The following is a 13,509-nucleotide window of genomic DNA, read 5'->3' on the forward strand; positions in this document are numbered from 1 at the left end:
AAACACTACTAAAAGTTTTTTAAAGCCTAAAAATACCACCAAAAGAAATAACACGTTGCAAATAAAAGAAATATTGAGATGCACTTTCTGCAGTGTTACTAGTAGTTCTTATATCTGGCATATTAATGTAACCACCTCTTAAATCTGTTTGCACAAAAAAGTATTTGAAAAATGTAAAATTTAACCCAGCGCTCAATGATACACCATAACCAGCTAAATGAAATTCGTCATATCTGTCTTTTTGAAGTATTGTTGTATTGGTTTTTGGGTATAAGACACCAGCTCCAATACCTTCGGTAATGTTTAGCTGAAACTTATCAGTATTTTGAATATTGAATATAGATGAAATATCATCAAATCTCGAAAACTCTGCATATACATAGTTTAAACCATTGGTGTGTTCAAACAATAAGAAGTCTTCCGACACAAAAAATGCTTCATTTTCATAATTTCCATTGTATAGACTTCCTGCTTCAGAGTCCGGTAAGTTAATATGTCCGTTAATAGCTTTAATTCTATTGTTTTTCATAACATACTTCATATGGTCAACACCAAGTGAAATAATATATTTATCAGAGATAAAATACCCAACTTTTACATTCGTTTGCGGAATTGTAATTCTTGTTGGGTTAATATAGTCTATGTGCCAACCTTTAGGTTTGTCCCTAGCAGAAACATCTTTTATGGTAAAATCATAATCGACACCTTTAAATCGGATATCCGATTTTGAAAAAGACTCTCTATTACCACCCCAGCTAATAAAGAATTTGCCTTTATTAGAAGCCGTATATTTTTGAGTGTTATCAATATTGTTTTTTTGAGCGAAACAGTTCTGAGATAAAGTACTTATAATAAAAATTACTATAAGCTTAATAGGTTTAATGGTCATTAATGCTTTTTGATCGATTGTAAATAATAGCCTTTTGGAAGAATAAACATTATTCTCCAATAAGGTTTTCTGATTTTTTCTGATTGATTTTAAAAACTAGAGAGATAGAACAGTTTTTATAATATTTTTTTGAGTGAAATTTTTTCGAGAGAAAGGGCTTATAATATAAACTACTATAAGTTTAATTGGAGTAATAGTCATTTATGTTTTTTGATTTGATTGTAAATAAAAGTCTTTTGACGAAATATATACCTATTCCTTAAAAAGATTTTGAATTTTTTTGATTGATTGTATAAAATCTAGAGAGATTGGATAGTTTTTCTAATAGCAACTAAATTTGTGAGCAATTTTTCTAAATTATCTAAGTGTAACATATTGGCGCCATCGCTTTTTGCATTTGCAGGATCGAAATGGGTTTCAATGAATATACCATCTACATTATTAACAATACCTGCCCTTGCTATAGTTTCAATCATATCTGGTCTGCCTCCTGTTACACCTGCAGTTTGGTTAGGTTGTTGTAGAGAATGTGTGACATCTAAAACAGTAGGAGCGTATTGACGCATTGTTGGAATACCACGAAAATCTACTATCATATCCTGATAGCCAAACATAGTGCCTCTATCTGTTATCCAAGCTTTATCACTACCAGCATCTTTAACCTTTTGTACAGCATGTTTCATGGCTTCTGGACTCATAAACTGTCCTTTTTTTAAGTTGACGATCTTGCCAGTTTTTGCTGCGGCAACCACCAAATCTGTTTGACGAACTAAAAATGCAGGAATTTGCAATACATCAACATACTGTGCAGCTAACATAGCATCAGAAACTTCATGAATATCTGTAACCGTAGGAACATCAAAAGTATCAGAAACTTTCTTTAAAATTTTTAAAGCTTTTTCATTACCAATTCCTGTAAAACTGTCAATTCTACTGCGATTTGCCTTTTTAAAGCTCCCTTTAAAAACATAAGGGATTTCTAGTTTGTTAGTAATTGTAACTACCTTTTCGGCAATGCGAAGTGCCATATCTTCTCCTTCTATAGCACACGGGCCGCAGAGCAAGAAAAAATTGTTAGAATTTGTATGTTTTATTTTTGGAATATCTTTAAGCGTCATAAAGCTTTTGTTTCAACAAAATTATGATGCAAATATACTACTAATGATGAATTAACAAATGAATCTTTTAAATTGAATTAAAAACATTTTGAAGTACTTGTATAAGCTTTTGAAGCTTTGCTATTTCTGGGTTTTAACGAATTAAAAGCTAGAAAGATAAGATAAATAGTGCTCTTTTTTTCGTATTTTACGAAGAAGGAACATCCAAAAAAATATTATTACACATTTTATATGTTATTTATAGTTACCTTTGCACGCTTAAAATAAGGCACTATTATGGCTAAGATTAAAAACATTGCAATTATTGCTCACGTAGATCATGGTAAAACTACTTTGGTTGATAAGATTATGTATCACTGTCAGTTGTTCCGTGAAAACGAAAATACGGGTGATTTAATTCTTGATAATAATGATTTAGAGCGCGAAAGAGGTATTACCATTACATCTAAAAACGTTTCTGTAATTTATAAAGACACAAAGATTAATATTATTGATACACCTGGTCACGCCGATTTTGGAGGTGAAGTGGAACGTGTATTAAATATGGCAGACGGTGTTTTATTATTAGTAGATGCTTTTGAAGGACCTATGCCACAAACACGTTTTGTATTACAAAAAGCGATTGATTTAGGATTGAAACCTTGTGTGGTTGTCAATAAAGTTGATAAAGAAAACTGTACGCCAGATGAAGTACACGAGAAAGTTTTTGACTTAATGTTTGAACTAGGTGCAGAAGAATGGCAATTAGATTTCCCTACAGTATATGGTTCTGCAAAGAATAACTGGATGAGTGACGATTGGCAAAAAGAAACTGAAAATATAGAACCATTGTTAGATATGGTTATAAATCATATTCCTGAGCCAAAAATAGAAGAAGGTACAACCCAGATGTTAATTACCTCTTTAGATTTTTCTTCTTTTACAGGAAGAATAGCTATTGGTCGTTTAACTCGTGGAGAATTAAAAGCAGGACAAAACATATCTTTAGTTAAACGTGATGGAAGCATTGTTAAATCTAAAATTAAAGAATTACATGTTTTTGAAGGTTTAGGACGTAAAAAGGTAGAAGAAGTACAAGCTGGTGATATTTGTGCTATTGTTGGATTAGAAGGTTTTGAGATTGGAGATACAGTTGCAGACTGGGAAACACCAGAAGGTTTAAAAACTATTGCAATTGATGAGCCAACAATGAGTATGTTATTTACCATTAACGATTCTCCTTTCTTTGGTAAAGATGGAAAGTTTGTAACCTCTCGTCATATAAAAGAACGTTTAACAAAAGAGCTTGAAAAGAATTTGGCATTACGAGTTGAGGAAACTGATAGTGCTGATAAATTTATGGTATTTGGACGTGGTGTATTACACTTATCTGTTTTAATTGAAACGATGCGTCGTGAAGGGTATGAATTGCAGATTGGTCAGCCACAAGTTATCATTAAAGAAATTGATGGTGTAAAATGTGAACCTGTAGAAGAAATGACCATTGATTTACCAGAAGAAGTTTCGGGTAAAGCTATCGAGATGGTTACCCTAAGAAAAGGAGAGATGCTTAGTATGGAAGCAAAAGGAGACCGTATGGTTTGCGAATTTATAGTACCATCTAGAGGAATAATAGGCTTACGTAATCAATTATTAACAGCTACTGCAGGTGAAGCTATTATGGCACACCGCTTTAAAGAATACCAACCATTAAAAGGTGGTATTCCAGAACGTCAAAACGGATCTCTAGTATCTATGGAAAAAGGACAAGCAATTCCTTATTCTATTGATAAATTGCAAGATAGAGGTAAGTTTTTTGTAGATCCAGGAGAGGATATTTATGAAGGACAAGTTATTGGAGAAAATTCTCGTGGTGATGATATGACAGTAAACGTAACAAAAACTAAAAAACTTAGTAATGTACGTTCTTCTGGGGCAGATGATAAAGCTAAAATTGTTCCTGCAATTAAGTTTTCATTAGAAGAAGCTTTAGAATATATTCAAAAAGATGAATACGTTGAGGTAACTCCAAATCATTTACGTTTGCGTAAAATCTATTTAACAGAAGTAGAACGTAAACGAAATAAAACGATATAAGATGGAATTCTTTGGAATTTCAGGCATTGAATGGGTTGGATATGCTGCTATGGCAACTGTCTTAATTTCATTCTTAATGAAATCGGTTAATAAACTACGAATAGTAAACTCCTTTGGATGTTTGCTATTTGTGTTTTATGGCATTTTGTTAAACCCGATTTCAATACCAATTATAATAACCAACACAGCTATATTTTGTATTAATTTGTATTATTTGCTAGGAAAAAAGAAGTTGTAAGCTTAATTTGATGTGAGGTAATAGATTGTTTCTTACAATTTCAGATAGCTAAGACAGAAAAGCTAAATGATTTTGTATATTTGAAACTTTTTGAAAACATAAAAGAATATTATGTTTTTTTGAGCGTTTACAAGTCATGTATTCAATTTAAAGTAATTTTATTTAGTGAAAAAATCGGACTTAATTGAAAAAATTTATTGATTATATAAATAGCAAAGTTTTAGTTAAAGTTACTTCGTTACAAACAGCTTCAGTATTAACACGAATAATAGCAGGAATTTTAACCTCTAAAGCTATAGCCGTTTTTATCGGCCCTGTAGGACTAGCGTTAATTGGAAATTTACAGAATTTTGTAAGTTCTTTTCAAACAGTTGCTACACTTGGCTTTTATAAAGGAGCCGTAAAATATATTTCAAAGTTTAAAGACGATGTTGTAGAGCTTGGAAAGGTTGTGTCAACAATATATTATGCTGCTTTTCTCTCAACCATTTTAGTATCATTTTTATGCTATTTTAATGCAAAGTTAATAAATGATCTCATTTTTCCAGTTTATAACAACTACACTTATGTTATTCAAATATTTGCTATAGCACTTCCTTTTTATGCTTTAAACATGTTTTCATTTTCTATAATGAACGGTTTTTCTAAGTATAAAATACTCATTATAATTAATATAATAGGGCAGATATTAAGCGTCTCTATTGCTTTACTTTTAATTTACCAGAACAAACTTGATGGTGCTTTAGTGTCTGTGGTAATCGCAGAGGCTTTAATATTTCTAATCACTTTAGTCGGTATTATAAACAGGCGTAGTTTGGTATCACTTATACGTGTTAATAGTGTTGATTTTAGCCTTTTAAAAAAAATGAGTTCTTACTCATTAATGGCTCTTTTTACAGCAGTTTTCTTACCGTTTGTTGCTATTGCCATTAGGTCTTATATTATAGAAAATATAGGTTACAAAGATGCAGGGTTTTGGGAAGCGATGACAAGAATATCTAAGTACTATTTAATGCTAGTTAGCTCATTAATAGCATTATATATATTGCCTAGGTTTTCAGAGATTGATGACGCTAAAGAGTTTAAAAAAGAAGTGTTTAGTTTTTATAAAACTGTCATTCCTATTTTAGCATTCGGTTTGTTTATTATATATTTAATGAAGCCGATTATTGTATCTGTAATTTTTTCTAGTGAATTTGAACCCGTTGAAGATTTATTTTTATGGCAATTACTAGGAGATTTTGTTAAGATTTTGTCCATTGTTATTGCGTACCAGTTTTTAGCAAAAAAAATGTTTTGGCATTATATTTTAACTGAAGCTTTTTTAATAGTAACCCTCTATATCACCAGTGTGTATTTTATTGACTTATTTGATGGTGTTAAGGGGGCTGTGGTTGCACATTTTGTAAGTTATGTGATGTATTATGGTATTATTTTGTTGATATTTGGGAGTTCGCTTTTTGGGGTGGAGTCTGGTAAGGATGATGTTTAAATTAGCGCTACTTTTTTATTACCGAAACCAATTACAGAAGAAATTCACATTCAATAAGTAATTTGAGTTGTCATATAGTTTGGAATACCAAGCATCGTTATACTTTACTGAAAGGAGATTTGTAAAAGCAATGTTGTGATTTGTTGATACAGATTTGTAATTCAAAAAACGTTAAAACTCTAAAAAGGATGCCTTTGGATTCTGTTATATATTTGCTTAATTATTAAAAGTATGAGGATAATATTTTTTTGAAAATTTCTATTTTCTGCATTCCATACCAATGGAAGTATAAGGAATGCGAAAATATTCTTCTTCAATAACCGACTTAACATTTGGAAAACAACTTTTTGCTAATCTTTCGTACTCAATTTTTGTTCTAACAAATTTACCTCTATCCAGTTTAAGAAATGCTTTGGATATTACATTTTGATTTTCTACATAACAACCATCATAAGTTATTACGCGTCCATTAGGTTTAATAGCAGCAAAGGCTATTTCAAATAGTTTGATACACTCTTCATCATTTAAATGATGCAATACACCGGAAGCAATAACGATATCGAAAGATTCCAATTCGGGAAGGGTAAAATCTGTGACTCCTGAGCAAATAAATGTACCACGATTTTGATACTTTTTTTTTGCTTTTTCAATATAATTATTATCTAAATCAATGCCAAAATAGTGAACCTCAGGTAAAAAATCAAGAATATCTCCAGGACCACAACCAATATCTAGTATTTTTTGATTTGGTTTAATACGCACCATGTTTTCGACAAAAAGTTTCCGAGCTCTATACCCTCCGACTAATTTTTGATAGGTAGTATATATAAAAGGAATACGTAAGAAATAACGAGGATCAAATCGTTTAGCCATATTTTTAAATTATCATTAACAATATCATTTAAGATAAAATTATGTTTGCTAAAGTAATTTATTTTTTAATTGATTCAATAATATTTATCTTGCAATATAAGATTTTACTTAGCAATATAAATCAATTTTTAATACTCACTCTGTCATCCGTGTTTTTCCTTAATGAATAATTTTAAAGTATTTAAAAAAAATGAATTTCACACAACTATTGTATTTATTATAGTTATACAAATTATTCTGTCTTTTCAAGGTTTTGATGTCTGTGACGATGGATTCGCGCTAACATTTTATCAGCAAATATATAATTCTCCTTCCAGTGTAGAGTATAATTTTGTTTACTGGTTATCTGGGATTATTGGGGGTGTATGGTATTCTTTATATCAAGAAGGGGGGGTGCTGTGGCTTAGATTTTTAGGAGTCATAATTAATACTTTAACATTTATTGTTTCTTACGAAGCACTTAAAGGTTATATAAGTAAAAGAAAATTGTTAATAGGATTATTAATAGTACTATTTGTAAATGATTATGGGTTTTTAACTTTTTATCATAATCATATAACCGCATTATTAGCGGTTTTAAGTATTTATTTTTTTTCCAAAGGAATAAAAAAGACGAATTTTATATTATTAGCAATAGCTGGGTTTTTAATTGGTATAAACGTATTTTCTAGGATTCCTAATATTACCCTTTTTGTTTTTATTCTTGTTATACCTTTTACTTGGTATTTGCGAAATAAGATTGTATTTAAAACTATATTCCCTCCTATACTAGGAATTGTAACGGGCTTTATTGTAGTATATATAACATTATATAGTTTAGATCAAGTAAATATAATGAAGAATGCTCTTTTTAGTCTTGTTAGTTTAGGTGAAACAGAAGGAAGCGCTCATAACGTAACATCACTTTTTTATACTTACGTAGGAAATTATATGAAATTGTTTTTTGTTTTTTTTCAATTTTTGGCTATTTCTATTTTTGTTTTGAGCATTTATCTTTTTTTTAAGAAAAATCGTTTAATAAGAATGTCGATTTCTACACTAATATTTTTTCTTATGATTTTCTGGTTTAAAAAGGCAGATATATACATAATATACGTGATTGGCTATATTGGAACTTTAGGGATTTTATTCACCAAACAAAAGGAAGGAATTAAGGTTCTGTCATTTTTGGCATTTCTTATGATGTTATTTTTACCTTTAGGAAGCGGAGGTGGAATTAGAAGTAGTGGCTATATGTGTATATGGTTGGCAGTTCCATTATTTTTTTATTTTATTTCTCAATTTGGAAATATTACATTGACATTCAATATAAAAAAAGAAGACATATCCAGGACTATAACGAAAAGTAGTATCAAGTATTTGTCTATGTTTTTTTTATTTTCGTATGCAACGGGAAAAATATATAGCCTATCTCAAGAAGCATATTTTGACCAAGGAAGTAGATTAAATAAAATTTATAAAATAAATAATAAGTATGCCAGTGGAGTTTATACAACTAAAGAGAGAGCACTAATTATTAATGATTTATTAGCTAGTTTAGAGCAGTATGTTAAGCCTAACGATTATTTGCTTACTTATGATAAGATTCCGATGGTTCATTTTTTAACCGAAACAAAACCATATATGTTTAACCCTTGGATATGGATATATGATAGTTATTCGTTTAAAAAAAATATGGATCGAGCAGAAAAGGAAATAGATGTATTACCTATAATAGTCCAACAAAAGTTTGAAACTATTGGAACCTTTTCTGAACCTACTTTGGAATATCTGACAGAAAGCATAGGAAATGACATTAGGTATAGTAATGGATTTGATAAAAATAGAGTTAAAATAATGAATTCTTTTATTTCTAGAAATGAATATGAAATAGTATGGAGTAATGCTTATTTTAACATTTATAAATCTGATAAAAAAAGATAAGTATTAAGTGTTATTTTAAACAATGAACGAACTTTATTTGTTGAAATACTAAGTTATGAAAAAAGAAATTTCCATAGTTATTCCGATATATAATGAACAAGATAATATAGCAAAGCTCTATGAACGACTCGTTGCTTCCATTACTAATTTTACTAAAGTTTATGAATTAATTTTTATCAATGATGGTAGTACAGATAATTCTTTTTTAGAATTACTTAAACTTTCCGAAATAAATGATAAAGTATATTATATTAATTTTAGTAGGAACTTTGGACATCAAATAGCTGTATCGGCAGGTTTAAATATGTGTAGAGGGAAGTGTACTGTTATTATTGATGGTGATCTACAAGATCCTCCTGAAATTATCCCGCAACTTTATAGTGAATACAAAAAAGGGTTTGATGTTGTATATGCTAAACGAAAAAAAAGGGAAGGAGAGACATTTTTAAAAAAAATAACTTCAAAGTTATTTTATAGAATATTAAAAAGGATAACGCCTTTTGAAATTCCTATAGATACAGGAGATTTTAGGCTTTTAGATAGAAAAGTAGTACTAGCATTAAATAAAATGTCGGAACAGAATAAATTTTTAAGAGGCCAAATAGCTTGGTTAGGTTTTAAACAAACACATGTTTTGTTTAACAGAAATAGTCGTAAACATGGTAAATCGGGTTATTCATATGGGAAAATGTTTCGATTAGCTATTGATGCTGTAACGAGTTTTTCAGATAGACCTTTAGCATTTGTTACTCGAATAGGTTTCTTAATTTCTTTTCTTTCATTTTTAGTCATTTTGTTTGCTATTTTTTCACACTTCGTTTTAAAGCAAACCATTACTGGGTGGACTTCCTTAATTATTAGTTCGATGTTTATAGGAGGCATACAATTATTGTCGATAGGAATTATTGGAGAATATATTAGTCGTATAAACAATAATGTAAAAAACAGGCCGCTTTATATTATTGAAAATACTAATATTAGATTAGACGATTCCGAGTGATAAAAAATTCGTCCGATGATAAGTTTAAGATTTTATTTAAACTAAAACTAATTCTTTAGCCCAAGGATGCTAAAAAATAAACTAAACAAAATGGCTTGTACGCCAAGTAAAATCGTGAAAACAGCAGGAATAATTAGACGTAACATATATTGTGGATCTAAATTTCCAAAACCATAATCTTCCCAAAGATTTAGACTATAAAAAGTTAATGAAACTCCAAAAATTAAAAGTATAGCTCCTATAATTAATCCAAATTCCAAATTTAAATATTTAAACAACTTGTCGTATCTGTTACTTTTTGGGAGCAACCCGTTTTCAACAGCAAATATTTTGGTAAGCGCATAAAAAATAAAACATTGAAAACCAACAAGTATAAGACTGGAAGTATAGAGTAGGGTATTTACATCAAATACTATATCCTTAATATGTATGGGTTGGTTAATGAGTCGTAAGGAAATTAATAATCCAGTAATCATCATTATTATGCTGGGGTATAAAAACAACCACTTTGGACTATAGAGTGCCAAAAAACGCAAATGCCTCCAGCCATCACGCCAGGTTTTTAAATGTGGTTTTCGAGTTCTGCCATCAGGATATAAAATTGTAGGGACTTCAGTAATAGAAAGATTGTTTAACTTAGACTTTACTATCATTTCAGAGGCAAATTCCATCCCTGTAGTTTTCAAATTCATTTTACCATATGCTTCCTTTGAAAAACCTCTCAAACCACAGTGAAAATCACGAATATTTATTTTAAAAAATAACCTACCAATAAAAGACAATACAGGGTTCCCTAAATATTTATGTATAAATGGCATCGCATTTTTTTTAATGCCACCTTTAAACCTATTGCCCATTACAAGATCATAACCTTCTCTTAACTTTAATAAAAATGGGAGCAGATCTTCAAAATCATAACTATCATCAGCATCAGCCATTATAATATAAGTGCCTTGGGCTTTTTCAATTCCACCTTTTAATGCATTGCCATACCCCTTGTTTTTAACTGGAATCAATACAGTATTTAGTTTTTTAGCTATTGCTTGCGAGCCGTCAGAACTTCCATTGTCTGCAATAATAATTTCTCCAACAACATTGTTTTTCTTGAAAAAAGATTGCGCTTTAGTAATACAGATTTCTAATGTCTCAGCTTCATTTAAACATGGCATAACTACAGATAATTCAATATTCATGATAATGCGGTTTTGGAGTTTTTAGATGTTTTAAATAAGATGAAAATAATTAAGAAAAACACCCAGTCGTTGTAAAACAAAAATCTTTTTTTTGTATGCATTCCAATAGAAACTAATGCTGTATTTAAGAATGTTAAAAAGAGTACTAAAAAAATTATTTTATAACTAATACTATTGGTTTTAATAAGCTTTAAAAAACTATAAATAAATATAACCAAGAGTAACAATGTATATTTGGCATTACCAAATCCATGTATGAAATTTTGAATATAAATTTTAAACCATAATGCAAAATTATTTTGTATTAGGTTTAGTGTCATGCTTTTTGTTAGCTTATCAATAGCAATAACTTTTTGATTATACGTTAGGCTTTTTTCCAAGCTTTTTCTTGCTACAGAAAAAATTGTGGCGTTTGCAATTCTAGAGTAATTATCTATATATACTAAAATAGCTTCTTTTGAATCTTCTAAATTATTTATGTTTAAATTTTGAATGTATAAGCTTTTATAAACGTTTTTGAAATATGTTTGTTCTTTTTCAGAATCAAAAAGTAGATAATCATCAGCATCGGAAACAAAAAATGCAGGTGTTATTAAGTGAATACCTGTCCAGGGTGTATTTACATAAAATCCATGCACTATTTTGTGATATGTTTTATCTGCTATTGATGTTATAAAAGGAAAGGCGATAAGAACAATTAATAGCCATTTACTTTTTAACTCTTTTTGTTTTATAGAAATCCATAAAAAAATACAAATTGCTACTGGAATTAAAATCAAAAACTGATTACGGGTAAGTATAAGTATAAAAAGTATGGGTAACGAAATTATTAAGGATTTCGTTCTACTAGTAATTATACTTATTAAAAAATGAGTTACCGATATTAAATAGAGTGGATATGATAATGCTTCAGACAGAAAACTATTTGCTAAATGATGATTGTAAATATAAGGAACAAGAAGAATTAAAGTTAGTATTATATACCAAATAAGGTTTAACTTATAATTCTTTTTTAAAGACATAATAAAGAAATATATGGAAAAAGTTCCTAAGCCAAATTGTATAATTAATGTTGCTAAATTAAAGTATGACCCAAATATATATTTTATTACTGTTAAAAATAATGGATAACCTGCAGATCTCATAATATCAATAGTTAAATAGCTTTGAGAGTCACTAGCCATTCTCATCGGTTTACCAATAACTAAAATAAAGGCAACTAAAAAAAAGAGAATAAAAATATATCTTGATTGCTTTTCGGTTATTTTGAAAGGAACTGTCATTTACTTTTTATCCGTTTATTTTTTTGCTTTATGATTTTTAAAACCATAACAAAGGTTATAAAAATTAAGCTATAATTATAAAAAAGATACCGTATTATGGAATGGCTTGCAAAGCAGACTATAAATGCATTTGAAAGTATTAAAGCAGAAAGAATAAATAGAATATAATAATCTTTGGTTTTAGAGTATAACAATTTAAACAGACTATAAAAGAAAAAACCTAAAAGCAGGAAAAACAAAATTACTCCTTTAAAAGCATGTTTTATATTAGCAAAAAACAAATTACACCACGATTTAAAATTTAGCTTGACTAGAGTGAAAAACAAACTTTGAGCAGCAAGTTCGGATTGCCAATATGAGTTTGCTACTGCAGGGTTTATATCTAAACCTTGAGCAGTGTGTTTTTCTATATAATACTCTAGGCTAAACTGGTGTATGGTTTGGTTACATATTTGCGGAATATGATTGTGAAAGTGATTATAATATGTTTTATAATTTGTTTGTTTTTGACGAGATAGAAGTAAGTCTTTTTCTGATAAATATTTATAACATTTTTTAAATATGGCTTTATAGTCTCCATTTTCAATTTGATTAAAATTAGTATCATTAGAAACATAAAACGCAGCAGCAGATGCATTGATAAAACTAAATGGTGTAGATATAAATAAACCATCTTTAAGTTTATGATATGTTTTGTCGGCCATAATTACAAATAATGGCAAAAAAAGTATGATAAAAAATACTTTTAAGTTGCTTTTTATTAATGTGTTACGTCTATGTTTGAGGAGGTAAGTAAAGGCAAATATTAAAGATGCAATAATAAATTGACCTCTTGTTAATACTAATAAAATATAAGCTATAGACATAAACAAAAGAAGCTTCTTCTTTTCATTTAATACAATTTCTAAACTAAGTGTAATAAATATTAAATACAATGGATAGCTCAACCCCTCCGAGCAAATGTTATTAGCGACATATAGGGGTGGGAAAAAAGGAAATAATAATACAATTAATAGGAGGCTTCTAATGAGTTTGTTAAATGAAAGTATACCAGAAATACGCTTTAAAAAAAAATGAACCGAAGCCATTCCCAATACCAATTGAATACCTACTACAATTTTTGCAAAATAATTTGTGAAAATAAACTCAAAAGCTTTAATAAATATAACATAACCAGGATGCCTATTGGGTCTGGCTTTCAAATAACCATAAGTGTCTGGAGAAAATATAGCTTCTTGAAAAATTAAGAAAACAAAAATAAGAATATATACTACAATTAAAATATGGTTTTCTTTTAAACGTTTTAACAAGTCCAATAAGAGTTTTTTAATGTATAAATATATAAATAATTAAGGAAGAATTTAACATGAAAATTAAAAAATATTGTACTTTGGGTGCTTATAAAAAAATATAAAACTTAATAA

The 13,509-nt window shown here is 29.0% G+C and carries 11 protein-coding genes; 5 read left to right on the forward strand and 6 right to left on the reverse strand.

Translation table 11 applies throughout. The features are described 5' to 3' along the window. Nucleotides 1–19: 19 nt before the first annotated feature. A complete protein-coding gene (locus Q4Q34_RS12425; RefSeq protein ID WP_303316226.1) occupies nucleotides 20–889 on the reverse strand; it encodes a hypothetical protein in 870 nt (289 codons plus the stop codon). 299 nt (nucleotides 890–1,188) lie between these two features. Continuing rightward, nucleotides 1,189–2,007, reverse strand: coding sequence for a 3-deoxy-8-phosphooctulonate synthase (gene kdsA, locus Q4Q34_RS12430; protein WP_303316225.1), 819 nt, complete (start codon nucleotides 2,005–2,007; stop codon nucleotides 1,189–1,191). Nucleotides 2,008–2,283: 276 nt separating this feature from the next. Here kdsA and typA point away from each other — a divergent pair, with 276 nt between their 5' ends. The 3 genes from typA to Q4Q34_RS12445 all read left to right on the forward strand — a co-directional run bounded on the left by typA (nucleotide 2,284) and on the right by Q4Q34_RS12445 (nucleotide 5,813). Continuing rightward, nucleotides 2,284–4,083, forward strand: a complete 1,800-nt coding sequence (typA, locus tag Q4Q34_RS12435; protein ID WP_303316224.1) for a translational GTPase TypA — start codon at nucleotides 2,284–2,286, stop codon at nucleotides 4,081–4,083. 1 nt (nucleotide 4,084) lies between these two features. Beyond that, complete coding sequence (locus Q4Q34_RS12440; protein WP_303316223.1) at nucleotides 4,085–4,321, forward strand: uroporphyrinogen decarboxylase; 237 nt, start codon at nucleotides 4,085–4,087, stop codon at nucleotides 4,319–4,321. A 184-nt stretch (nucleotides 4,322–4,505) separates the two neighbouring features. Further along, a complete protein-coding gene (locus Q4Q34_RS12445; protein WP_303316222.1) occupies nucleotides 4,506–5,813 on the forward strand; it encodes an O-antigen translocase in 1,308 nt (435 codons plus the stop codon). A gap of 258 nt (nucleotides 5,814–6,071) precedes the next feature. On the opposite strand, the gene Q4Q34_RS12450 is transcribed toward Q4Q34_RS12445, so the two are convergent. Next, nucleotides 6,072–6,686, reverse strand: a complete 615-nt coding sequence (locus Q4Q34_RS12450; RefSeq protein WP_303316221.1) for a class I SAM-dependent methyltransferase — start codon at nucleotides 6,684–6,686, stop codon at nucleotides 6,072–6,074. A 162-nt stretch (nucleotides 6,687–6,848) separates the two neighbouring features. On the opposite strand from Q4Q34_RS12450, the gene Q4Q34_RS12455 reads away from it, so the two are divergent. Then, complete coding sequence (locus Q4Q34_RS12455; RefSeq protein ID WP_303316220.1) at nucleotides 6,849–8,609, forward strand: hypothetical protein; 1,761 nt, start codon at nucleotides 6,849–6,851, stop codon at nucleotides 8,607–8,609. Nucleotides 8,610–8,664: 55 nt separating this feature from the next. Next, complete coding sequence (locus Q4Q34_RS12460; RefSeq protein WP_303316219.1) at nucleotides 8,665–9,609, forward strand: glycosyltransferase family 2 protein; 945 nt, start codon at nucleotides 8,665–8,667, stop codon at nucleotides 9,607–9,609. A gap of 47 nt (nucleotides 9,610–9,656) precedes the next feature. Here Q4Q34_RS12460 and Q4Q34_RS12465 read toward each other — a convergent pair whose 3' ends face one another. The 3 genes from Q4Q34_RS12465 to Q4Q34_RS12475 are packed head-to-tail and all read right to left on the reverse strand — an operon-like array spanning nucleotide 9,657 to nucleotide 13,401. Beyond that, nucleotides 9,657–10,802, reverse strand: coding sequence for a glycosyltransferase family 2 protein (locus tag Q4Q34_RS12465; protein WP_303316218.1), 1,146 nt, complete (start codon nucleotides 10,800–10,802; stop codon nucleotides 9,657–9,659). Next, nucleotides 10,799–12,085 carry a hypothetical protein gene (locus tag Q4Q34_RS12470; RefSeq protein WP_303316217.1) on the reverse strand — a complete coding sequence of 429 codons (1,287 nt, stop codon included), beginning with the start codon at nucleotides 12,083–12,085 and terminating at the stop codon, nucleotides 10,799–10,801. The genes Q4Q34_RS12465 and Q4Q34_RS12470 overlap by 4 nt, the downstream gene beginning before the upstream one ends. Beyond that, a complete protein-coding gene (locus tag Q4Q34_RS12475) occupies nucleotides 12,082–13,401 on the reverse strand; it encodes a hypothetical protein (RefSeq protein ID WP_303316216.1) in 1,320 nt (439 codons plus the stop codon). Before Q4Q34_RS12475 ends, Q4Q34_RS12470 begins: the two co-directional genes overlap by 4 nt. Between the last annotated feature and the right edge of the window lie 108 nt (nucleotides 13,402–13,509).

This window comes from Flavivirga abyssicola (assembly GCF_030540775.2).
Taxonomy (GTDB): Bacteria; Bacteroidota; Bacteroidia; order Flavobacteriales; family Flavobacteriaceae; genus Flavivirga; species Flavivirga abyssicola.